This is a genomic window from Haliea sp., assembly GCF_040222615.1.
Taxonomy (GTDB): domain Bacteria; phylum Pseudomonadota; class Gammaproteobacteria; order Pseudomonadales; family Halieaceae; genus Haliea.
Genome location: NZ_JAVKCQ010000239.1, coordinates 1 through 21385, shown reverse-complemented (window position 1 = coordinate 21385; position 21385 = coordinate 1). Strand labels below are relative to the sequence as shown.

The window sequence follows — 21385 nt, the reverse complement described above, 5'->3', positions numbered from 1 at the left end:
ACTGCCAGCTCAGAACAGGTAGTACGCGAACACGTAGACCATCAGCAGCAGCACGATCCACAGCGCGGTGGTGCCGATTTCCCAGGAGCGTCCCAGAGGGCCAGTATGGCCCATGGTGTTGCGGGCGGAGGTGGTGAGCGCAGCGAACACATCACCGAGCCGGGCCTGGAGAATATTCACCAGGGGTGAGCCGAGTTTGCTGCCTGCGCGCGCCAGCAGCGGCAGGCCCCTGCGCCACAGCCAGTCCACATCCAGTGAAATGGTCAGGGTGCGCTGCATCCACGGCAGCAGCAGGAAGAAGGCGAGCCCGGAGAACAGCAGCAGCTGCAGGTAGAACAGTACCTTGCCCGCCTTGTAGGGGACGTAGTCCACAGCATAGGGCAGCAGCGGGTACAGGAGCTGCGGATAAACCCCCAGCAGGATACAGAGCCCGGCAAAAAACAGCATGGCGACTGTCATGTTCCAGGGAGCGTCCTGCGGGCGCAGGCCGGAATCCTTCTGGAAAAACACAAACCAGGGAAACTTGATGCCGGCGTGCAGGAACACCCCGGCAGAGGCGGCGGCCAGCAGGAAGTACACCAGCATCAGCCCTTCATCGACTGAGGCCTGGGAAATCATGGTTTTGGTGGTAAAGCCGGAGGTGAGCGGGAAACTGGAGATCGCCAGCGCCCCGATCACACCGCACCACATGGTTACAGGCATGGTGCGGAACAGGCCGCCGACATCGGTGCACAGGTGCATGCCGGTGCGCATCACCACAACACCTGCACTCATGAACAGCAGGGCCTTGTAAATGATGTGCGCGAAGGCGTGGGCGGCGGCGCCGTTGATCGCCATTTCCGTGCCGATTCCCACCGCGCATACCATGAAGCCCACCTGGTTGACGATGGAGAAGGCCAGGATCCGGCGGATATCGTTTTCCAGCAGGGCGTAGATAATGCCGTAGAAGACCATAAACAGCCCGACCCAGATCAGGATCGACTCGCCGGGGAACAGGAGAATGAGGGCGAGAATGGCGGTCTTGGTGGTGAAGGCCGAGAGAAACACGGATCCGGTCGGGCTGGCGTTGGGGTAGGCGTCGGATAGCCAGGCCGACAGCGGCGGCGCGGCGGCATTGATCAGGATGCCAATCAGGATCATCCAGGTGCTGAAGTCGGTGGCCTGCAATGCGCGGATGTCGAGGGAGCCGCTGCTGATCATCAGCCCCTCGATCCCGACCTTCAGGACCACGCCCCCCAGCAGGTGCATGATGGCGTAGCGTACGCCGGCTGCGCGGGCTTTTTCAGTGCCCCCGCACCACACGACTACCGTGGAGAACAGGGCCATCAGCTCCCAGAACACGAACAGGGTCAGCAGGTCGCCGGCAAAGGAAACCCCGACCGCACCGGCGGCGTAGAATTGGGCTGCCACCAGTTCCGTGCGCCGGGCATGGTTGAAGGCAAAAACGGCACCGGTGGCCGCCATGATGGCGAAGATCGTGGCAAAGAGCCGGCGTACCGGGCTGCCCTCCACCAGCTCCAGCGGGTAGCCGAGGAAGGAAGCCTCGAGACTCACTCCGTCCGGGACCTGCCAGATGCCGTAGAGACAGACCAGTGGCGCGCCAATGACCACGAAGGCGCGCAGTTGGCGCGAGCTGATGGCTGCGGTCAGCAGCGCGCCGCCGATCAGGGCGAGGGCGGGTGGCAGGGATTCAAACATCGTAGTAGGTGTCCGGGCGTTTGAGCAGGGCGCCGAGCAGTTTGGCCCCGAAAACCATCAACACGCAGCTGAAAAAGCCGAACAGGGCGCCGAAACCGAACCAGCCATCCACCCCGAAGTAGCCATGGATCGGTACGAACCACTGCAGGGCCACGGTTGCCGCCAGGGTGACGTAGCCGATAATCCACAGCCGGCGGATGGTTGCGGGGCGGGTGAGCCAGTGATTGTCGGGTGGATTCATAGCGGCAGACTCTGCACCAGCTGGGATTCAAGATCCAGCAGGGGCTGGTTGAAGAAGAAAAATCCGATGGTCAGCGCAGCGGTAACCCCCAGCGCCAGCAGCATGGCCGGCGGCGCCTCGCCGTGTTCCATATCGACGTCGGGCGCGTTTGGCGCCAGCCAGGCGAAGTAGATAATGGGCAGGAAGTACATCGCGTTGAGGGCAGTACTGGCGATGATGGTAAAGATCGCCAGGTAATTCTCGGCCTGGAATGCGCCCGCGAGGATGAACCATTTGGAGACAAAGCCCCCGGTCGGCGGCACGCCGATCATGCTTAGCGCGCCGATGGTGAAGGCCGCCATGGTGATCGGCATGCGCCGGCCAATGCCTGCCAATTGCCACAGCTCGGTCTTGTGGGCTGCGGTATAGATGGCCCCGGCGGCAAAGAACAGTGTGATCTTGCCGAAAGCGTGGGCGGCAATGTGCACCGCGGCGCCAATCTCGGCCAGGGGCTTGAGGATAATCGTCGCCATGATGACATAGGAGAGCTGGGCGATGGTCGAGTAGGCCAGCATCCGCTTCAGGTTGGTCTGGTACAGGGCCACAATGCTGGCGCTGATGATGGTAAACGCCGCCACATACTGCAGCCACTGGGCGCTGGGCTGGCTGAACAGGAAATCGACGCCGAAGATATAGATGATGACCTTGGTCACGCAGAACACGCCGGCCTTTACCACCGCCACCGCGTGCAGCAGCGCGCTGACCGGGGTGGGCGCGACCATGGCCGCCGGCAGCCAGCGGTGCACCGGCATCAGCGCTGCCTTGCCTATGCCGAACACGAACAGGCCCAACAGGAGTCCCACCGCGGGCCCGGGTACATTGCCCTGAATGATGCCCCCGAGGGTAAAGGTGGTGGTACCGGTGGCCACGTAGGTCCAGATGATGGCGGGCAGCAGCAGGCCGATGGAGGTGCCGATCAGGATGCCGAGGTAGACGCGCGCCGAGGCCACGGTTTTGGCGTCGCCCTTGTGCGCCACCAGGGGGTAGGTCGAAAGCGTGAGAATCTCGTAGAACAGGAACAGGGTGAACAGGTTGTCAGCCAGGGCAATGCCCATCGCCGCGGCGATCGCCAAGGCGAAACAGATATAGAACCGGGTCTGGTGCTTCTCCCTGTTGCCGCGCATATAGCCGATCGAGTAGATGGTGTTGATGATCCAGAGAAAGGAGGCAATGCAGGCAAACATCATCCCCAGGGGCTCCAGGGACAGCGCCAGGGACAGGCCCGGCAGGGGCTCCGACAGCGTCACCGCGGGGCGGGCGCCCGCCGCTACTTCGGGAAACCAGGAGAACACCAGTATCGCCAGCGTCACCGCGGTAAGCAGGCTGACGGCCTCGCGCACATTGGGCCAGCGACCGGTGAACGCAATGCCGACCGCGCCCAGCAGCGGCAGCAGCAGAATCACTGGCAGGGTATGCGCGCCCATCAGTTCAGGCCTCCAAGCAGGGTGCCGGAGCCGCTTTGCGCCAGCGCCAGAGGCAGCTGCGGGAACAGCCCGAAGTAGACGTTGCTGAGGGCGGCCACCCAGATCAGTGTCCGCAGCGGCAGGGCAACTTCCATCGCCGCGGTATCATCACCAGGCGCTTCGCCGTAATAGGCAACTTCAACGAATTTCCACAGGTAGACCACGGCCATCAGGGAGCTGGCGATAATGGCCACGACCAGCGGCACCCCCCAGCCCGGTACTTCCATGACCGCGACGACCAGGTACCACTTGCTGATAAACCCGGCGGTACCCGGCACGCCGACCAGGCTGAGGCCCGCCAGCACAAAGGCGGCCATGGTCCAGGGCATGCGGCGGCCTATTCCGTGCAGATTGGCAATGGTCGCGCTGCGGGAGGTGAGGACGAAAGCCACCACGCACAGGAACAGGGTGCCCTTGGCGAGAGCGTGGTTGAACATGTGCAACAGCGCCGCGACCAGGCCCGTCTGCGAAGCCAGGCCCGCGGCCAGGGCGATGTAGCCGATCTGCGCCACCGAGGAAAAGGCCAGCATCTTCTTCAGGTTGCCCTGGTAGATGGCGATCGCGGATGCCAGCAGGATCCCTGACAGTGCCAAGGGGATGATGAACACCGCGAACAGGTCCGAGTGCCCCAGCAGATTGCCGTGAAAAACCGCGTAGTTAAAGCGCAGCAGTACGTATATGGACACCTTGGTGGAACAGGCGGCGATGAACACGGTGACCGCATTTGGCGCATAGGTATAGGCGCGCGGGAGCCAGATATGCAGGGGGAAAATGGCGGCTTTCAATGCCAGGCCAATGGTGATGAAGCCCGCGGCTATGATGATCGGGCGGGTCTCGATCACATCGTTCAGGCGCAGGGCCATGTCGGCGAAGTTCAGCGTGCCGGTCATCATGTAGATGAAGCCGACGCCGATAAGGTAGAAGGTTGCGCCGATGGTGCCGATGATGAGGTACTTGAACACAGCGGAGAGTGCGCGCCGGTCGCGACCGGCCGCGATCAGGATATAGGTCGCGAGGGAGGAAATTTCCATGAACACGAAAACGTTGAAGGCGTCGCCGGCGACCGCGATGCCACACAGCCCGGCCATGGCGATCAGCCAGGCACCGTAGAACATGGGCGCACGGCGATTGTCGATATCCAGGCGCAGGGATTGGCGGCCGCCGGCCAGCGCGAGCGAGGAGGCGCCGGTGATCAGCAGGAGAACCAGGGCGCTGAGCCCGTCTACCGTCAGGGCGATACCGAAGGGCGGCTGCCAGCCACCAACTGCATAGTGCTGGGTGCCGGTTTCCAGTACGGCCGCGGTCAGCAGCAGCGCCAGGCCCAGCGAGGCCAGGCTGGCCAGCAGCGCCGCCAGCCAGGCGAGAAATCCCGTGCGCAGCAGTATCACCAGCGGCGCTGTCAGTAGTGGCAGGGCGACCTGCAGCGCCGGCAGATGGTCGGCCAGGTTCACGGCTTGCGATCCATCGCCAGGATTTCATTGTCTTCGATAGTGCCGTACTCCTCGTACAGGCGCACCGCAATGGCCAGGCCCAGGGCGGTGGTGGAAATACCGACCACGATCGCGGTCAGGATCAGTACCTGGGGCAGCGGGTTGGAGAAAACCTGGTTGTCCACGCCGGCCTGGATGATCGGCGCAGTGCCATTCTCGATCTTGCTCATGGTGATGAAAAACAGGAATACCGCGGACTGGAATATGGCCAGCGCCATGATTTTCTTGACCAGGTTCTGGCGGCTGATGAGGGCGGCAAGGCCGATCATCAGCAATACCGCGAACACCCAATAGTTGAAGAGGCCCAGGAGTTTCATGGTGGATCAGTCTCTGGCAGCAAAGGCGTGGAAGATGGAGAGCAGGACGCCGGTTACCGTGAGACCGACCCCCAGTTCAATGATTATGATGCCGATGTGCTGGCCGAGCACCGGGTCGTCTGCGAGCACTGAGTACTCGAGGAAGTTGCCGCCCATGGCAATGCCCGCGAGGCCGACGGAGCCATACAGCAGGGCGCCTCCCGCGCTCATCCACAGCAACACCCGGGGTGGGATCACCGCCAGCGCCAGCCGCTCCCCGCGAACCAGCGAGAACAGGATGATGCCGGCGACAAAAATGGCGCCGGCCTGGAATCCGCCGCCCGGGCTGTACTCGCCGTGAAATTGGACAAACAGCGCGAAGAGCAGGATAAAGGGTACCAGCAGGCGCGCCATGACCTTGGGAATCAGGTGCCTGCTCAGGCCTTCCTCCACTTTGCTGTCGAGCCGCGCGAAAGGTTTGCCGCGGCCGCCGCCGAGCAGAAACATGACGCCGATGCCGGCGGTAAGCACCACAAACACCTCGCCCAGCGTGTCGTAGCCCCGGAAACTTGACAGGACTGCGGTGACGATATTGGGAATATCCACCAGCTCCGGCGTTTTCTCGATGTACCAGGGGGCAACGTGCTGCTGGGCGGGTGCCAGGGGGTCGCCGAGAGAGGGTTGGCCAAAGCTGGCATAAATCATCAGCAGGGCGACGGCGGCGATGATGCCGATGGACAGCGCGCGGAGTGAACGCCCCTTGGCTTCGGTGGACGGCGTCAGGCGCAAGCCCGCGAGCAACAGCACGGTGGCGACGCCGGCGCCGACCGCGGCTTCCGTCAGCGCGACGTCAGCGGCATCCAGCAGGAAAAAGTTCAGGGCCATCAGCAGGCTGAAAATGCCGGACAGCATCACCGCGGAAAACAGGTCGGTGGCGCGGACGATGGCGATCGCCGTGATGACCAGCAGGGACAGCAGGAAAATACCGATGAGCAACGTGGTCACGATGCGCTCTCCTGTTCTGGCGCGGCGCCGGCGGGATCACTGTCCCCCATGCCCTCGGGACGCAGACCGGCCAGCAGCGCGGCGTTGGCCAGGGCGTAGCTGGCGGTGGGCGAGGTCACCATCAGGAACAGCAGGACCGCCGCCAGTTTTACGGTCACCAGGGATAATCCGGCATGCACCATCAGGCCGCCCAGGACCAGCACCGGTCCCAGCGAATCGGTCAGGCTGGCGCCGTGAATGCGGGTATAGAAGTCCGGCATCCGCAGCGCGCCGATACCGCCGGCGAGTACGAACAGGCTGCCTGTGACCACCAGCAGACCCGCCACCAGTTCCTGGAGTTCAATCATTCGTCGCCACTCCCGGTTGCCGACCGTTCGGCGGCGGCTTCCGCCCGGCGCTGCTCTCGCAGCTGGCTTTCCTGGACGAACCAGAGCACCGCAAGCACGCCGATGAAATTGATCAGGGCATACGCCAGGGCCAGGTCGAGGAAGTCGGTGCGCCCCATGGCGAAAGCCATGATGGCAATCAGCAGCACGGTCTTGGTGCCGAACATGTTCACGGCAAGCACGCGGTCGTATACGGTCGGCCCCATCAGCGCACGGGTCAACGCCAGCGCCATTGTTACCAGGATGGCGATTGCAGCAACGAGCAGCATCAGTCCGGGTCCACCGCAGCGACGCGCCGTGCCATTGCGCCCTCGCTGAGTTCCCTGGCTGTGGCGGCGGTCAGGCAGTGGGCAGTCAGGGTGTTGTCGTCGATATTGATGGTCAGGGTCCCCGGGGTGAGGGTGATCGAATTGCCCAGCAGGGTCAGGGCAAACTTGCTGGAGGCCTTTGCTTCGACCTCGACAATGGTCGGTGACAGCGCGGACAGCGGCCCCAGAACCATGCGCAAAACCTGGAGGTTGGAAACCACCATCTGGCCCGCCAGCCAGAGCCAGTACAGAGGCACCCGGTAAGACAGCGCCCAGCCATGGCTCTCCTGGTCGGGAATCGCCATGCGGTGCGTCAGCCATATCACCAGGACACAGGAGGCGATGCCCAGCTGCAATACGGGTGTCTTGTACAGCCCTCCCCAGAGTAACCACACCAGGAACAGGGCAATGACTGCGAGCATGAGTCGCAACAGGCGCATAGGACGGTAGCTCTTGCCGACGAAGCCGGAATCATACCTTAACGGTGCGAGAATATGCCACCTGTCATGATTATCCCGGGCGCCCCGCAGCGAGGACGGCACCCATTTTCGTGCTAGACTGCCGCGCACATTCGTCGCCGGAATCCTGTCTATGAAAGTACCGCCTCGCCTGCAGCCCCTGGTTGAGGACGGCCTGATCGATGAGGTGCTGTACCCCCTCATGAGCGGCAAGGAGGCCGATATTTTTGTGGTTCGCTGTGGCGGCCGCACCCGCTGCGCCAAAATCTATAAAGAGGCTTACAAGCGCAGTTTCAAGAAGGCTGCCACCTACACTGAAGGTCGCAAGGTACGCAACAGCCGCCGGGCGCGAGCCATGGAGAAAGGCTCGAGCTATGGTCGCAAGCAGCAGGAGGAGACCTGGCAGAATGCCGAGGTCGATGCCCTGTACCGGCTTGCGCGCGCAGACGTGCGCGTGCCCGAGCCCCTGGGCTGTTTCGACGGCGTGCTGCTGATGGAGCTGATTACCGACGAGGAGGGCGATGTCGCGCCGCGCCTGGCGGATGTCACCATGTCCGCCGAGCAGGCGCTGGAGGACCACGCCCAGTTGCTGCGCTACGTGGTGCGCATGCTATGCGCGGGCCTCATTCACGGTGACCTTTCAGAGTTCAATATCCTGGTTGACCCCGACGGCCCGGTTATCATCGACCTGCCCCAGGCGGTGGACGCCGCTGCCAACAACAATGCCCGCAGCATGCTGTTGCGCGATGTGCGCAGGGTGACGGACTACTACGCCTTGTTCGCCCCGGAACTGGCGACCAGCCGCTACGGAGAGGAAATCTGGTCCCTGTTCGAGGAGGGCGAACTGACCCCGGAGCACACCCTGACCGGGTTTGCCGCGGAGGACGATACCCCGGCAGACCTGGATGCGGTAATGCTGGAGATTCGCGCTGCCCTGCAGGAGGAGCAGGAGCGTCTGCAGCGGCTCCGGGAAGCTGACGAGGACGATTGAGCTGTGAACCCTGTCAAGCGCGAACGCGATCTGCCGGACCAGGTCTACTCCTTCCTGGTCGAGGACGAGGACGCCCGTGTCTGCCGGGATATTCCGGAATCGGCCTGCCACGAGCAGCCCCGGGCATTCGTGCTGCAGCTCGCCGCCCAGAGCCTGACCAAGATTGGTGATGCCCTGACCAGCAGCCGCCTGGTACTGGCGTGGATGCTGTCGGCACTCGGTTCGCCGGCTATCTTCATTTCGCTGCTGGTGCCCCTGCGCGAGTCTCTGTCCCTGATGCCGCAGCTGTTCGTGGCCCAGTATGTGCGTGAACACGCCGTGCGCAAGATGTTCTGGGCCTGGGGTAGCGTGGCCCAGGGCCTGGCACTGGCACTCATGGTGCCCGCGGTGCTGCTGCTGCGCGATTTTGCCCTGGGCCTGGTGGTGGTGATCCTGCTGGCGCTGTTCAGCCTGGCGCGCGGCGTCTGTTCCGTCGCCGCCAAGGACGTGCTGGGCAAGACCGTATCCAAGTCGCGGCGCGGGCGCCTGAATGGCCTCTCAGCATCGGCTGCCGGGGCCGTTACCCTGGCGGTGGCGGTGCTGCTGTTGCTGGTGCCCGGTCTGGCGGGACAGGGACTGGAAGGGGATGCCCGTCTGTTTGCGGCGATTCTGGCAGTGGCGGCGCTGCTGTGGCTGGTGGCGGCCGCAGTGTACGCCGGCGTGCCCGAAGTCCCCGGTGCGGTAGAGGGGGGCGGCAATGCCATCAGCGAGGCTTTGCGCAGCCTCTCCCTGTTGCGAACTGACCGCCAGTTCCGCGACTTCGTTATCGCCCGCATGCTCCTGATCAGCTCCGCGTTTGCAATTCCCTATATCGTCGTGCTGGTACAGCGTGCGGCGGAGGGCCAGTTGCTCAGTTTCGCGGCGCTGCTGCTGGCCGAGGGTGCAGCGGGCCTGTTGTCGGCCCCGCTCTGGGGGCGCTGGTCCGACACCGGCGCCCACCGGGTGATGGCGGCAGCCGCCGCTATTTCGGTGGCAGTAATGACCGCGGCTCTCGGCCTGCACTGGTGGTTGCCGGGGGCGCTGGGCGTGGTGCCGGTCGCGGCGTTGTTGCTGTTCGTCGCCGCGGTCGCCCACCAGGGCGCTCGAGTCGGCCGCAAGACTTACCTGGTGGACATGGCCACCGGTGCCAACCGGGCCCAGTACACGGCGGTGAGCAACACCGTGATCGGCCTGTTCCTGTTTTCCGGCGCGGGCCTGGGGCTTATCGATGCCGCCTACGGAACAGCCTCGGTACTGGTCTTCCTGGCACTGGTCGGTGTGCTCGCGGTGTGGCGCAGTCTGTCCCTGCCTTCCGTGTCCGATTGATCCCTGCAAACCCTGTCCTCGACGAGAGACCTTGATGATTCGACTACTGGTATTGAGCTTTCTGCTGGTTATTGCTGCTGCAAGCGCCCAGGCGCAGACCCTGCGTGTGGGCCTTGCCCCGGAGCAGCCGCCCCTGGTGTTTCGCGACGGCGAACGGATTGTGGGCCTGGAAGCGGACAACGCCCGCGCGGTGGGTGAGATTATTGCTCGGCGCGTGGAGCTGATCGCCATGCCGACTGCCGAGTTGCTGCCGGCCCTGGAGCAGGGCCGTATCGATGTGATCATGTCCGGCCTGACCATCAATGAGGAGCGCGCTGCGCGGGTGCAGTTTCTGGAGCCCTACCTGCAGGCGGGGCAGATGGCGATCATCCTCCTTGATCGCGCCGGCCGTTTCGGCCAGCCCTGGGCGGTTTTCCGGGAGGGTGTCAGGGTTGGTGTGGTCAGCGGCAGCAGCGGCGAGGTATTTGCCCGGCGCGAATTGACCGATGCGGCGCTACAGCAGTTTTCCGGCGTTGCCGGCGCCATCGCCGCGCTGCGGGCGCGCCAGATCGACCTGTTTGTCCACGACGCTGCGACCAGCTGGTCCCTGGCAACCTCTGACGACTACGCCGACCTGATTAGCCAGAACCACCTGCTGACCGAGGACCCGTTGGCCTGGGCCGTGCGCCGGGACAATCCGGCGCTGGCGGCGGAACTTGAGCGCGCGCTGGCCATGATGCGCGGCAACGGCACCCTGGATTACATTATTGACCGCTGGATTCCGGTGCGAACCGAGGCCCCCTGAGCCCGGGGGCGGGGTAATCAGCCGGGAAAGTTGTATTCGTGGCCCCAGTGGTCGCCCTCGGTGCTGACCGTGGGCGTGTAGTTGTCCCAGTCCACCAGCAGGCCGTCGTAACCATACTCCACCGCAATACCACCGGGCGCCAGCACGTAGAAAGAACACATATTGTCGTTCACATGGCGGCCCAGGCTGGCGAGGATAGTGTGTCCGGCGGCCTTGGCCCGGTCCAGGGCGCGGCCGACTTCGTCCAGGCTGCTCACCTCTACCATCATGTGCACAACGCCGCCCGGGTAGGGGTGGTTGTACAGAGCCAGTGAGTGCTGCCGCGGGTTGTCGGCGTGCATGAACAGGACCTTGGTTTCAGGCGCTTCCGGGGGCATCGGCGGATACAGTTCGTCGCTGACCCCCAGACCGAGCAGCCCGGTATAGAACGTGGCTGCGGCCTCCATGTCCGGCGTCGGCAATACCGCGTGGCCGAAGCCCAGGTCGCCGGTATATTCATCGCCGGTGATGAAGCGCTTGATGCCCGTCGGGGAAACCAGAGGCGCGTAGTCCAGGCGGCGACCGTAGTACAGCTCGAGGGTGTTGCCGCTGGGGTCCTGCAGAGTGACGAAGGCGGTCACACAGCGGCGCGCGGCCGCTTCGGTATCGCCTTCTTCCAGACTGTGGCCAGCGTTGCGCAGGCGCTCGCACAGTTCCAGCCAGGCGCTGCGATCGCGACACTCGAGCCCGGCCGCCAGCAGTCCGTCGGCGTCACCGGGTTCCAGCATGAAGCGGAAGGGATGGTCGTCCATGCGCAGGAAACGGGCACCCGCCGCGTCTTCCCGCCGCGCGTCCATCAGGCCCAGGATTTCGGTGCCAAAGGTCATCCATGCGGCTGTGTCCGTGGCGGCAATTCTCAGGTAGCCGATGCTGGCGATGCTCATGCGGGTCTCTCCTTGGGATAGGTGTGCGAACGGAGTCATCTTAAGCGGCTTTCCCCGACAGGCACAGGGTCGGGCCCCAGAAGGGCTGGCGTTGGTATAAACAGGGAAACCCGCGCTCACTTGCCTGCGGGTGATCAGAAATGTCACTGGCAGTTGCTGCATTGGGTCATTGAGCCGGAACCGGCGCTGATGAATACTCCGTGCTACCTACAGGCAGGGAGCGTCGGCACATGGCGGCTGCAGAAATACTGAGTCAGCACTTCGAACTGGGCTTTACCTACACCCGCTCCACCGGTCCGGTGGTGGGCAAATTCCTCACCGGCCTGCGCGAGGGCAGGGTATACGGCGTTCGCGGCAGCGACGGCCGGGTGCTGGTGCCCCCGGCGGAATACGACCCGTTGACCGGCGCGGCGCTCGGGGAGTTCGTGGAAGTGGGCCAGGAGGGACGACTGCTCAGCTGGTGCTGGGTCAGCGAGCCCCGGGAGGCCCACCATCTGCAGCAGCCCTTTGCCTGGGCCATGGTGCAGCTGGACGGTGCTGACGTGGCCATGATCCATTACCTTGAGGCCCCTTCCGCGGAGGCCATCCGCAGCGGCGCCCGGTTGGGCATCAGCTGGGCCGCAGAGCGCGAGGGTTTCATCACCGATATTCGCTGTTTCACCCTGCTGGAAGGAGCCGCGCCATGAGCGAGCCGCTGGCCGATGTCACCGGCATCAAGGCCCCCGTTTATCTCAAGTACCGGTTTACTGCCGGCAGCGCGCCGGCTCGTTTCCTGTGCCGTCTCAAGGAGGGCGTGCTGACCGGCCAGCGCTGTCCCCGCTGCAGCAATGTCTATATCCCTCCGCGGGGGTCGTGCCCCGCCTGCGGCGTGCCCACCGAGGACGAAGTGGTGCTCTCGGACAAGGGCACGATCCAGTCCTTTACGATCGTCTCGATTCCGATCCCCGGCAATCCCATCCAGCCGCCCTACGTGGTGGCCAATATCGTCCCGGACGGTGCCAATATCTCATTTATCCACCTGCTCAGTGAGTGCGTCAACGAGGAGGTGCACATTGGCCAGCGGGTACAGGCGCTGTGGAAGCCGGCGGAGGAGTGGGGCCACGCGATGGACAATATTCGTTACTTCCGGCCGCTCGACGAGCCGGATGTCCCTGTGGCAAGGATCGGCAAGCTGCCGGTCACCGGGCTGGAGGGCTGAGTCATGCGTGAGATTGCCGTAGTCGCCTACAGTCAGTCGCCCTGTGTCGCCGATGCGGGTGCGACCAATGAAGTTGAATTGATCATGCCCCAGCTGCAGGCCGTTTACAGCCAATTGGGGCTGGCCAGTGCCCAGGATGTCGATTTTGTCTGCTCCGGCAGCTGCGACTACCTGCAGGGCGCCGCCTTCGCCTTTGTCGCGGGGGTGGACGCGCTGGGCGCGGTACCGCCAATCAAGGAGTCCCATGTCGAGATGGACGCGGCCTGGGCGCTGTACGAGGCGATCCTCAAGATACGCATGGGTCACGCCGACTCCGCCCTGATCTACGGCTTTGGCAAGTCCTCCCCGGGAGAGCTGCCCATTGTCCTGTCCCAGCGCCTGGATCCCTATTACCTGGCGCCGCTGTGGCTGGATACGGTGTCCCTGGCGGCGCTGCAGGCGCGGCTGCTGCTGGACCAGGGCCTGGTGAGCGAGAGCGACATGGCTGCGGTGGTGGCGCGCTCCCGGCGCAACGCCATGGGCAATCCCCTGGCCCAGCTGGCGGGGGAGTTCAGCATCGAGGATCTGTTGGCGGAAGAGCATTTCGTGGCGCCGCTGCGGCGCGCCGACTGCTGCCCGGTATCCGATGGCGCGGCGGCCATGGTCATCGCCACGGTGGAACAGGCACGGGCCTGGGGTGCGCCCTACGCGCGCATCACCGGTATTGACCAGCGTATCGAGAATCACAACCCCTGCCTGCGCGACCTGACGGATTCGGTGTCCACCCGCCAGGCAGCGGCCGCGGCAGGTGTTCACCGGGGGCCGGTGGATGTGGCCGAGATCTATGCGCCGTTCAGTCACCAGGAGATCCTGCTGACGCGGGCCCTGGGGCTGGACGACAGTACCCTGGTCAACCCCGGCGGCGGGGTGCTCGCGGGCAACCTGATGATGGCCTCCGGCCTGTCCCGGGTAGGCGAAGTGTTCCGCCGCATTGTCGATGGCAAGGCCGGGCGCGGCGTGGCGCACGCCACCAGTGGCCCCTGTTTACAACACAACCTGGTTGCTGTCCTGGAGGGCGCGTAATGGCTGAAAGGGCTGCAGTGGTCGGCATAGGCCAGACCCGGTATAAAACCCGTCGCAACGATGTCTCGATTGCGGGCTTGCTGCGGGAAGCGGTGGATCGCGCGCTCGAGGATGCGGATGTCAGCTTCGCCGACATTGACGCGGTTATCATCGGCAAGGCCCCGGACATGTTCGAGGGCGTGATCATGCCCGAGAGCTATCTGGTCGATGCGCTGGGCGCCATGGGCAAGCCCATGCTGCGGGTGCATACCGCCGGTTCCGTCGGCGGTTCCACCGCGATCGTGGCCGCCTCGCATGTGCAGAGCGGCACGTTCAAGCGGGTATTGACCGTTACCTTCGAAAAGCAGTCCGAGTCCAACGCCATGTGGGCACTGTCCACCCCGCAACCGTTTTCGGTGCACCTCAACGCCGGCGCCGGCGGCTATTTCGCGCCCATTATCCGCGAGTATATCCGCCGCTCCGGGGCGCCGGATGATGTCGGTATCAAGGTCGCGGTGAAAGATCGCCGCCACGGCGCCCGCAATCCACTGGCGCACCTGCAGTTACCCGATATCACCGAGCAGGAGGTCCGCGATTCGATGATGCTGTGGGATCCGCTGCGCTTTCTCGAGGCCTGCCCGTCCTCCGACGGAGCCTGCGCGATGGTCATTGCCGCGGAAGACAGCATCACCGGCAGCAAGCCGCCGGCGTGGATTCGCGGCGTGGCGATGCGCTCCGAGCCCACCATGTACGCGGGTCGGGAGGAAGTGAATCCACAGGCGGGTCGCGACTGTGCGGCGGACGTCTATGCCCAGGCCGGTATTACCAACCCGCGCAAGGACCTGGACTGTGCGGAAATCTACGTGCCATTCAGCTGGTACGAGCCCATGTGGCTGGAAAATCTCGGCTTCGCTGCCGAGGGCGAGGGCTGGAAGCTCACCGTGGAGGGCGCAACCTCGCTGGATGCCGGCGGTGATATTCCCTGGAACTGTTCTGGCGGCGTTTTGTCTTCCAACCCGATCGGCGCTTCCGGCATGATCCGGTTTGCGGAGGCGGCCCGGCAGGTGCGCGGCGATGCCGGTGCGCACCAGGTTGAGGGGGCGCGCCTCGCAATGGGCCACGCCTATGGCGGCGGCGCCCAGTTCTTTGCCATGTGGATTGTCGGCGCCGACAAGGGCTGACCCGCCCCGACAACATTCGAGGAGACAGGTGAGTGGCAAGACATTTCAATATCGCTGACATGTTCGAGCTGGTGGCGGACAAGGTGCCGGAGCGCACGGCGCTGGTCTGTGGTGCCCAGCGCGCCACCTACGCCGAACTGGATCAGCGCGCCAACGCCCTGGCGCATTTCCTGCGCGAGCACGGGGTGGGTGCCGGGGACCATATCGGCCTCTACCTCTATAACTGCAATGAGTACCTCGAAGGCATGCTGGCCTGCTTCAAGCTGCGCGCCGTGCCGATCAATATCAATTACCGCTACGTTGAAGAGGAGCTGTCCTATATCTTCAACAACGCGAACCTGGTGGCCTGTATCCACCACCGGGAGTTCGCGCCCCATATCGCGGCGGTGCACGGCGCGTCCCCGGCGCTGAAAACACTGGTCTATGTGGACGATGACAGTGGTGCAGACGCTGCCGCCATCCACAGCACGGGCTATGAGGACGCGCTGGCGGGGCGCAGCAGGGCGCGGGACTTCCCCGAGCGCGCGGATGAGGACCTTTTCATACTCTACACCGGGGGCACAACCGGCATGCCCAAGGGAGTAATGTGGCCCCACAAGAGCGTATTTCATGCCGCCATGGGCGGCGGCGGCTACTTTCACCCGGACGGTGTCATCACGGAACCGGAACAGATCGCCGAGCGCGTCGGTGATTTTGCGATTGTCGGCATTGCCCTGGCGCCGCTGATGCACGGGGCCTGCTGGTGGTATGCCTGCATCCAGCTGCTGTCCGGCAACCTGCTGGTGCTCAACCCGGCGCACCACCTGGTGGGCGAGGAGGTGTGGGATATCGTCGAGCGGGAAAAAGTCAATTCCATCACTATCGTCGGTGATGCCATGGCGGTGCCGCTGCTGGATGCGCTGGAGGCCAACCCGGGACGCTGGGACCTGAGCTCGGTATTCGCCGTCGGGTCCGGCGGCGCGGTGTTTTCCACCAGCAAGCAGGAGGCGTTCCGGCGCTACCTGCCGAACATCATGATCCGCAACAGCTTCGGCTCCTCCGAGTCCGGTGCCATGGGCGCCGACAGCGGCGGCAAGGCCGGCCAGGGCTTGGGCAATGTCGTCCGGGACCCGTTCATGTCGGTACTCGGGGAAGCGGAAGACGGCAGCCATTTCCACGTAGAGCCGGGGGCCAGGGGGATATTTGCCCGCAGCGGCCACATCCCCATCGGCTACTACAACGACCCGGAGAAAACCGCGAAGACCTTCGTGCCAGTGGACGGCAGGACCTGGCTGCTGACGGGCGATGAGGCGCGGCTGGAGGAGGATGGCACCATCACGGTCTACGGTCGCGGCTCCAACTGCATCAACAGCGGTGGCGAGAAAATATTTCCGGAGGAAGTGGAGCAGGCCCTGAAAAACCACGCGGCTGTTTTCGACTGCCTGGTGGTCGCGACGCCGGATGAGCGTCTGGGCAGCAAGGTCACCGCGGTCGTCGCAACCCGCGGCGCGCAGGCAGTCGACCTGAAGGAATTGCAGGAGGAGGCCCGCAAGCACATCGCCGGCTACAAGGTGCCGCGTGAGCTGCATGTCGTGACCGAGGTGCCGCGCGCACCCAGTGGCAAACCCGCCTATCCCAAGGCCCTGGAAATCGCCCTGTCCGGTCGCTACCGGGTGGACTAGCAAGGAGCATACCCCGTGCAAGAACTCGATATCAGCACTCCCAGTTGTTTGGTGCAACAGGAGGACGGCGTCCTGCTGGTGACCCTGAACCGCCCGGAGGCAAAGAACGCCTTCAATCCCGCCATGCTGCTGGGCCTGTACCGGGCCTGGCGTCGGCTGGAGGATGACAGTGACCTGCGTTGCGCCATTCTCACTGCCAACGGCAACACCTTCTGTGCGGGCATGGACCTCAAGGCCGGCGCCGATGGCGACCACGGCGCCAGTGAGGAATTCATGGCCTTGATGGGTGAAGTGCCCAATCTGCACTGGCAGGCGCTGCTGCGCGACAATCGGCCCAACAAGCCACTGATCCTGGCGGTGGAGGGCTACGCCCTGGCCGGGGGAACCGAGATTCTGCAGGGCACCGATATTCGCATTGCGGCCGACAACGCCATTTTTGGTGTCACCGAGGTCGCCCGCGGCCTCTATCCCATGGGCGGCTCCACCGTGCGCCTGCGGCGGCAGATTCCCTACTGCCTGGCGGCGGAGATGTTGCTCTGCGGTGAACATGTGAGTGCGCAGCAGGCGCTGGACTGGGGGCTGGTCAATCGTCTGGTGCCCCCCGGACAGGCCCTCGCGGTGGCGCGGGAGTACGCCGCAAGGATTTGTGCCAACGCGCCACTCGCCGTGGCTGCGGTGACCCGTTCCCTGCGCGAACACCAGGAATGCATGGCCGAGGATGAGGCCATGCTGGCTTCGGATAGCCTGGCGGGGCCGGTGTTTGCCTCGGCTGACGCGAAAGAGGGCATGCGCGCTTTCCGGGACAAGCGGCCGGCGCAGTTCCGCGGCGAATAGCTTCCCGCGACTTCCGTCTGCCACCTCTGCGCTGGCCTACCAGGGCCTTGCTGCTCATAATGGTGGCTGACCCGACTATGGAACCCGTTCGATGCCTGACCACGCCACCGCCTTCAGCACCGTAGTACGCGAGCGCCGCTCCCTGCGCGCCTTTCTCCCCGACCCGCTTCCCGCTGCGGAACTGCAGGCCATTTTCGAGGACGCGGCCCGCGCGCCTAGCAACTGCAATACCCAGCCCTGGGTGGTGCACGTGGTCTCCGGAAGCAAGCTGGAACAGCTGCGCGAGACCCTGCCGGGCGAGTTCCTGGCGGGGCGAATCAGCATGGATTTTCCCTACGATGGCACTTACGAGGGCGTCTACAAGAGCCGCCAGTACGCTTCGGCGCAGGCGCTCTACGCTGCCATGGGCATCCCGCGGGAAGACAAGGCCCGGCGGCAGGAAGCGTTCATGCGCAACTTCACCTTCTTTGACGCACCCCACGTCGCTTTCCTCTTCCTGCCCGAACCATTTGGCCTGCGGGAAGCCTGCGACCTGGGCATGTTTGCGCAGACCCTGATGCTGGCCCTGACGGCCCGAGGCCTCGGCTCCTGCCCGCAGACCGCGCTGGGTTTTCAGGCGGACCAGCTGCGCGCCGCACTGCAGGTGGATCCCTCCCACAAGCTGATGTTCGGCATATCTTTCGGCCACCCGGACCCCGGCGCGGCTGCCAACAAGTGCGTCACCGAGCGTGCGTCGCTGGATGACTTTGTCATCTTCCACAGCTGAGGACAGCGCGATGGAATCCGTACTTTTGCAGGAACAGCTTGGCCGCGTGCGGATGCTGACGCTGAACCGGCCCGGCAAAAAGAATGCGATCAACGACGCCCTGTGGATTGCCATCCGTGAGGCGTTCACCGCGGCGGCGGAGGATCCCCAGGTCGCCTGTGTACTGTTGACCGGCGCTGGCGACAGTTTCAGTGCCGGCGTCGACCTGGCGAGCTTTGGCGCGGCGCCGGGCGACGAACCGCATCCCTTCGAGAGCGCGGCCCGGGCGGTTGCTGCCTTTGACAAGCCGCTGCTTGCTGCAGCGAGGGGTGTTGCCGTTGGCGGCGGCGCCACCGTGCTGTTTCACGCGGACATGGTCTACGCCGGCGAGAGTCTGCGCCTGCGCTTGCCGTTTGCTGCCCTGGGACTGGTGCCGGAGTGGGCCAGCAGCTACATGCTGCAGGCCAATATCGGTGCCCAGCGTGCTGCAGAACTTTTCTATACCGCTGACTGGATTGATGCGGCCAGAGCCCGCGAACTGGGCATCGTGGCGGAAGTGCTGCCGGATGCAGCGTTGCTCGAGCACGCCATGGCACGCGCCGAGGCCGTGGCCCAGTGGCCGGTAAGCTCACTGCGAGAGATCAAGCGCTGCCTGCGAATGCATCACGAGCAAGGAATCAACACTGCCTTCGTGGCCGAACAGGCAGCAATGGCGCGCCAGGCCGGCTCGGCGGATAACATCGAAGCCCTGACCGCGCTGTTCGAAAAGCGCGCACCGCGTTTCAGCTGATCCCCGCCCCGTCCTGCAGGTGGTGCACCAGCGCCGGGTTCAGGGCTGGACGAACTCGGTCACAACCAGGTTGAAACCGGACAGGGCGTTGAAGCGTACCGGCGCCGACATCAGGCGCATCTGGCCGACGCCGAGGCGTTTGAGGATCTGCGCTCCGGTACCGATCACCCGATAGTTGCCGACACCGCCGGTGCTGCTGCCGGTGATGGTTGGCGGGTCCGGGAACTGCACCACGTCTGCCAGCGCCTGTTCGGCGGAGACGGATTGCCCGATCAGCACCAGGGCGCCGCGGCCATCAGCGGCGATACGCTCCAGGGCGCGACGGCAGGTCCAGCCCGGGGCCTGGTCCTTGATCACGGTGCCGATCACATCGCGCAGCATGTTGACCGTCTGCACGCGAACGAGAGTGGCGGTGTCCTCCTGCAGGTCGCCCATGCTCAGGGCATAGTGCAGGGTGTCGTCGATCAGGTCGCTGAAGGTATGCAGCTGGAATTCGCCGAACTCCGTGCCCACCGCCCGGGTGTCACTGAGCTCGATGGACTGTTCATGCAGCGAGCGATACTCGATGAGGTCGGCGATGGTCCCCATGCGCAGGCCGTGACGTTCGGCAAACTCTTCCAGCTGCGGCCGCCGCGCCATGGTGCCATCTTCGTTCATGATCTCCACGATCAGGGCTGCGGGTTCAAAACCGGCCATCCGCGCCAGATCCACACCCGCTTCGGTGTGGCCAGCCCGGCGCAGGACACCGCCGGGCTTGGCAACCAGGGGGAATATATGCCCCGGCTGGATGATGTCCGCGGGCCTCGCTTCCGCGGCCACGGCCTTGCGCACGGTGTGCGCACGCTGGACCGAGCTGATGCCCGGTCCCATGCGCTCGGCGGCATCGATGGACACGGTAAAGTTGGTCTCATGCTGGGACCGGTTGTCCCGTACCATCAGCGGCAGCTGCAGTTGCCGCGCCCGCTCTTCGGTGATCGGCATGCAGATCAGGCCACAGGCTTCGCTGGAGAAGAAAGTGATGATCTCGGGGGTAACCGACTCGGCGGCAACAATGAGGTCACCCTCGTTCTCGCGGTCTTCGTCATCCATCAGGATGACCATCTTCCCGGCGCGAATATCGTCGAGTATGTCGGGAATGCTGCTCAGTGCCATGGGGCGCCTCGGAGGTAGCGGGCGCGAGCCCGCCTTGAGTATCAGATCAGCTCGATCGCAACCGCGGTGGCTTCGCCGCCGCCAATGCAGAGGGCAGCCACGCCGCGCTGCTTGCCCTGTTTCTGCAGGGCATACATCAGGCTGACGATGATCCGCGAGCCGGTGGAGCCAATGGGATGGCCCTGGGCGCAGGCGCCGCCGTTGACATTGACTTTGGCATGGTCCAGACCCAGGTCCTGCATCGCCAGCATGGTGACCATGGCGAAGGCTTCGTTGATCTCGAACAGGTCGACATCGGCAGCCGTCCAGCCAGTCTTGGCGAACAGCTTGTTGATTGCGCCGATCGGCGCAATGGTGAATTCCGAAGGGTGCTGGCTGTGGCGGGCGTGGGCGACGATGCGTGCCATGGGCTTGAGACCGCGCTGTTGCGCGGCACTGCCGCTCATCAGCACGAGGGCGCTGGCGCCGTCGGAGATTGAGCTGCTGTTGGCCGCGGTGATGGTCCCGTCGGCGGCAAAGGCCGGGCGCAGCTTGGGGATTTTCTCGACGGCTGCCTTGTGCGGTTGTTCATCGTCGCTGACCACGGTTTCCCCGGCGCGGGTGGTGACCGTTACCGCAGCGGTCTCCGCCTGCAGGGAGCCGTTCTCGATGGCGCGCTTGGCGCGGGCCAGGGACTCCACGGCGAAGGCGTCCATCTGTTCCCGGGTCAGGCCACGGGAATTCGCGGTTTCCTGGGCAAAGCTGCCCATGGCACGACCGCTGTCGGCATCTTCCAGGCCGTCTACGAACATGTGGTCCAGCAGCTTGGCGTGGCCGGTGCGCACGCCGCCACGGGCGCCGGGCAGCAGGTGGGGGGCATTGCTCATGCTCTCCATGCCTCCCGTTACCACCACGTCGTTGGTGCCGGCGACGATACTGTCATAGCCAAAAATAGTCGCCTGCATGCCGCTGCCGCAAAGCTTGTTCAGGGTGACTGCACCTGCCGCATCGGGAATACCGGCGCCGCGTGCCGCTTGCCGGGCCGGGCCCTGCTTGAGGCCGGCGGGCAACACGCAACCCATGAAGATTTCCTGCACATCGGCAGCCGCAACGCCACTGCGCTCAAGGGCCGCGGCGATCGCCGTGCTGCCGAGCTGCGTTGCGGTGACTGTGGAGAGGCTGCCCTGGAGGCCACCCATGGGGGTGCGGGCACCGTTGACGATAACGACAGAATCATTGCTCATAGCGTACTTTCCGGCTGCTGGTTAGTGCGACAGGGCGCAGCCTGCGCGGCTGTGCTTCCCTAAATGGGGGCACATTAGGCCATAGTCGGCCGCGTGACTCAAGCCGGCGGCCGGAGCCAGGCGGCGATTGGCGG

The 21385-nt window shown here is 64.6% G+C and carries 23 protein-coding genes; 11 read left to right on the top strand and 12 right to left on the bottom strand.

The genetic code is table 11. The features are described 5' to 3' along the window. Nucleotides 1–9: 9 nt before the first annotated feature. The 9 genes from RJQ10_RS18865 to RJQ10_RS18825 are packed head-to-tail and all read right to left on the bottom strand — an operon-like array spanning nt 10 to nt 7366. On the bottom strand, nt 10–1698 hold the full coding sequence (locus RJQ10_RS18865) for a Na(+)/H(+) antiporter subunit D (protein ID WP_350149010.1): 1689 nt from the start codon (nt 1696–1698) through the stop codon (nt 10–12). Further along, nucleotides 1691–1939 (bottom strand): hypothetical protein, encoded by a 249-nt coding sequence (locus tag RJQ10_RS18860; protein ID WP_350149008.1) that lies wholly within the window; start codon nt 1937–1939, stop codon nt 1691–1693. Before RJQ10_RS18860 ends, RJQ10_RS18865 begins: the two co-directional genes overlap by 8 nt. Further along, complete coding sequence (locus tag RJQ10_RS18855) at nt 1936–3402, bottom strand: proton-conducting transporter transmembrane domain-containing protein (protein ID WP_350149006.1); 1467 nt, start codon at nt 3400–3402, stop codon at nt 1936–1938. The genes RJQ10_RS18860 and RJQ10_RS18855 overlap by 4 nt, the downstream gene beginning before the upstream one ends. Beyond that, nucleotides 3402–4892 (bottom strand): monovalent cation/H+ antiporter subunit D family protein, encoded by a 1491-nt coding sequence (locus tag RJQ10_RS18850; RefSeq protein ID WP_350149005.1) that lies wholly within the window; start codon nt 4890–4892, stop codon nt 3402–3404. The genes RJQ10_RS18855 and RJQ10_RS18850 overlap by 1 nt, the downstream gene beginning before the upstream one ends. After that, nucleotides 4889–5248 (bottom strand): cation:proton antiporter subunit C, encoded by a 360-nt coding sequence (locus tag RJQ10_RS18845; protein WP_350149004.1) that lies wholly within the window; start codon nt 5246–5248, stop codon nt 4889–4891. The genes RJQ10_RS18850 and RJQ10_RS18845 overlap by 4 nt, the downstream gene beginning before the upstream one ends. A gap of 6 nt (nt 5249–5254) precedes the next feature. Next, on the bottom strand, nt 5255–6232 hold the full coding sequence (locus RJQ10_RS18840; protein WP_350149002.1) for a DUF4040 domain-containing protein: 978 nt from the start codon (nt 6230–6232) through the stop codon (nt 5255–5257). Further along, nucleotides 6229–6579, bottom strand: a complete 351-nt coding sequence (mnhG, locus tag RJQ10_RS18835) for a monovalent cation/H(+) antiporter subunit G (RefSeq protein WP_350149001.1) — start codon at nt 6577–6579, stop codon at nt 6229–6231. Before mnhG ends, RJQ10_RS18840 begins: the two co-directional genes overlap by 4 nt. Further along, a complete protein-coding gene (locus RJQ10_RS18830; protein ID WP_350149000.1) occupies nt 6576–6887 on the bottom strand; it encodes an MrpF/PhaF family protein in 312 nt (103 codons plus the stop codon). The genes mnhG and RJQ10_RS18830 overlap by 4 nt, the downstream gene beginning before the upstream one ends. Continuing rightward, nucleotides 6887–7366 carry a Na+/H+ antiporter subunit E gene (locus tag RJQ10_RS18825; protein WP_350148999.1) on the bottom strand — a complete coding sequence of 160 codons (480 nt, stop codon included), beginning with the start codon at nt 7364–7366 and terminating at the stop codon, nt 6887–6889. Before RJQ10_RS18825 ends, RJQ10_RS18830 begins: the two co-directional genes overlap by 1 nt. 151 nt (nt 7367–7517) lie before the next feature. On the opposite strand from RJQ10_RS18825, the gene RJQ10_RS18820 reads away from it, so the two are divergent. Genes RJQ10_RS18820 through RJQ10_RS18810 form a run of 3 tightly spaced genes read left to right on the top strand, consistent with a single transcriptional unit; the run spans nt 7518 to nt 10503 of the window. Then, nucleotides 7518–8375 (top strand): PA4780 family RIO1-like protein kinase, encoded by an 858-nt coding sequence (locus RJQ10_RS18820; protein ID WP_350148997.1) that lies wholly within the window; start codon nt 7518–7520, stop codon nt 8373–8375. A 3-nt stretch (nt 8376–8378) separates the two neighbouring features. Beyond that, entirely contained in the window at nt 8379–9719 is a 1341-nt protein-coding gene (locus RJQ10_RS18815) for an MFS transporter (RefSeq protein WP_350148996.1), read from the top strand. A gap of 34 nt (nt 9720–9753) precedes the next feature. Then, a complete protein-coding gene (locus tag RJQ10_RS18810) occupies nt 9754–10503 on the top strand; it encodes a transporter substrate-binding domain-containing protein (RefSeq protein ID WP_350148995.1) in 750 nt (249 codons plus the stop codon). A 17-nt stretch (nt 10504–10520) separates the two neighbouring features. On the opposite strand, the gene RJQ10_RS18805 is transcribed toward RJQ10_RS18810, so the two are convergent. Then, the gene (locus RJQ10_RS18805; protein WP_350148994.1) at nt 10521–11426 is read right to left on the bottom strand and encodes a VOC family protein; all 906 of its coding nucleotides are present in this window, start codon (nt 11424–11426) and stop codon (nt 10521–10523) included. A gap of 230 nt (nt 11427–11656) precedes the next feature. On the opposite strand from RJQ10_RS18805, the gene RJQ10_RS18800 reads away from it, so the two are divergent. From RJQ10_RS18800 to RJQ10_RS18765, 8 genes are all read left to right on the top strand, one after another. Next, a complete protein-coding gene (locus RJQ10_RS18800) occupies nt 11657–12112 on the top strand; it encodes a Zn-ribbon domain-containing OB-fold protein (RefSeq protein ID WP_350148993.1) in 456 nt (151 codons plus the stop codon). Continuing rightward, complete coding sequence (locus tag RJQ10_RS18795) at nt 12109–12624, top strand: Zn-ribbon domain-containing OB-fold protein (protein ID WP_350148991.1); 516 nt, start codon at nt 12109–12111, stop codon at nt 12622–12624. Before RJQ10_RS18800 ends, RJQ10_RS18795 begins: the two co-directional genes overlap by 4 nt. Before the next feature lie 3 nt (nt 12625–12627). Then, nucleotides 12628–13686: a thiolase family protein gene (locus RJQ10_RS18790; RefSeq protein WP_350148990.1), complete on the top strand. Its 1059-nt coding sequence runs from the start codon at nt 12628–12630 to the stop codon at nt 13684–13686. Beyond that, complete coding sequence (locus RJQ10_RS18785; protein ID WP_350148988.1) at nt 13686–14846, top strand: thiolase family protein; 1161 nt, start codon at nt 13686–13688, stop codon at nt 14844–14846. Before RJQ10_RS18790 ends, RJQ10_RS18785 begins: the two co-directional genes overlap by 1 nt. A gap of 32 nt (nt 14847–14878) precedes the next feature. After that, the gene (locus RJQ10_RS18780; protein ID WP_350148987.1) at nt 14879–16507 is read left to right on the top strand and encodes an acyl-CoA synthetase; all 1629 of its coding nucleotides are present in this window, start codon (nt 14879–14881) and stop codon (nt 16505–16507) included. Nucleotides 16508–16522: 15 nt separating this feature from the next. Continuing rightward, entirely contained in the window at nt 16523–17341 is an 819-nt protein-coding gene (locus RJQ10_RS18775; protein ID WP_350148986.1) for a crotonase/enoyl-CoA hydratase family protein, read from the top strand. Nucleotides 17342–17432: 91 nt separating this feature from the next. After that, nucleotides 17433–18107 carry a nitroreductase gene (locus tag RJQ10_RS18770; RefSeq protein ID WP_350148984.1) on the top strand — a complete coding sequence of 225 codons (675 nt, stop codon included), beginning with the start codon at nt 17433–17435 and terminating at the stop codon, nt 18105–18107. A 10-nt stretch (nt 18108–18117) separates the two neighbouring features. Next, entirely contained in the window at nt 18118–18876 is a 759-nt protein-coding gene (locus RJQ10_RS18765) for an enoyl-CoA hydratase-related protein (protein ID WP_350148983.1), read from the top strand. Between the two features lie 39 nt (nt 18877–18915). Here the strand turns inward: RJQ10_RS18765 and ribB are convergent, their stop codons facing one another. Together ribB and RJQ10_RS18755 are read right to left on the bottom strand one after the other, a co-directional pair. After that, nucleotides 18916–20028: a 3,4-dihydroxy-2-butanone-4-phosphate synthase gene (ribB, locus tag RJQ10_RS18760; protein ID WP_350148981.1), complete on the bottom strand. Its 1113-nt coding sequence runs from the start codon at nt 20026–20028 to the stop codon at nt 18916–18918. A 41-nt stretch (nt 20029–20069) separates the two neighbouring features. Next, nucleotides 20070–21251: an acetyl-CoA C-acyltransferase gene (locus tag RJQ10_RS18755; protein ID WP_350148980.1), complete on the bottom strand. Its 1182-nt coding sequence runs from the start codon at nt 21249–21251 to the stop codon at nt 20070–20072. Nucleotides 21252–21385: the final 134 nt, after the last annotated feature.

Coding starts and splice junctions, on each gene's coding strand:
- RJQ10_RS18865 (WP_350149010.1), bottom strand. CDS start 1,698: ATGTTTGAATCCCTGCCACCCGCCCTCGCCCTGATCGGCGGCGCGCTG.
- RJQ10_RS18860 (WP_350149008.1), bottom strand. CDS start 1,939: ATGAATCCACCCGACAATCACTGGCTCACCCGCCCCGCAACCATCCGC.
- RJQ10_RS18855 (WP_350149006.1), bottom strand. CDS start 3,402: ATGGGCGCGCATACCCTGCCAGTGATTCTGCTGCTGCCGCTGCTGGGC.
- RJQ10_RS18845 (WP_350149004.1), bottom strand. CDS start 5,248: ATGAAACTCCTGGGCCTCTTCAACTATTGGGTGTTCGCGGTATTGCTG.
- mnhG (WP_350149001.1), bottom strand. CDS start 6,579: ATGATTGAACTCCAGGAACTGGTGGCGGGTCTGCTGGTGGTCACAGGC.
- RJQ10_RS18830 (WP_350149000.1), bottom strand. CDS start 6,887: ATGCTGCTCGTTGCTGCAATCGCCATCCTGGTAACAATGGCGCTGGCG.
- RJQ10_RS18825 (WP_350148999.1), bottom strand. CDS start 7,366: ATGCGCCTGTTGCGACTCATGCTCGCAGTCATTGCCCTGTTCCTGGTG.
- RJQ10_RS18820 (WP_350148997.1), top strand. CDS start 7,518: ATGAAAGTACCGCCTCGCCTGCAGCCCCTGGTTGAGGACGGCCTGATC.
- RJQ10_RS18810 (WP_350148995.1), top strand. CDS start 9,754: ATGATTCGACTACTGGTATTGAGCTTTCTGCTGGTTATTGCTGCTGCA.
- RJQ10_RS18805 (WP_350148994.1), bottom strand. CDS start 11,426: ATGAGCATCGCCAGCATCGGCTACCTGAGAATTGCCGCCACGGACACA.
- RJQ10_RS18800 (WP_350148993.1), top strand. CDS start 11,657: ATGGCGGCTGCAGAAATACTGAGTCAGCACTTCGAACTGGGCTTTACC.
- RJQ10_RS18795 (WP_350148991.1), top strand. CDS start 12,109: ATGAGCGAGCCGCTGGCCGATGTCACCGGCATCAAGGCCCCCGTTTAT.
- RJQ10_RS18790 (WP_350148990.1), top strand. CDS start 12,628: ATGCGTGAGATTGCCGTAGTCGCCTACAGTCAGTCGCCCTGTGTCGCC.
- RJQ10_RS18785 (WP_350148988.1), top strand. CDS start 13,686: ATGGCTGAAAGGGCTGCAGTGGTCGGCATAGGCCAGACCCGGTATAAA.
- RJQ10_RS18770 (WP_350148984.1), top strand. CDS start 17,433: ATGCCTGACCACGCCACCGCCTTCAGCACCGTAGTACGCGAGCGCCGC.
- RJQ10_RS18765 (WP_350148983.1), top strand. CDS start 18,118: ATGGAATCCGTACTTTTGCAGGAACAGCTTGGCCGCGTGCGGATGCTG.
- ribB (WP_350148981.1), bottom strand. CDS start 20,028: ATGGCACTGAGCAGCATTCCCGACATACTCGACGATATTCGCGCCGGG.
- RJQ10_RS18755 (WP_350148980.1), bottom strand. CDS start 21,251: ATGAGCAATGATTCTGTCGTTATCGTCAACGGTGCCCGCACCCCCATG.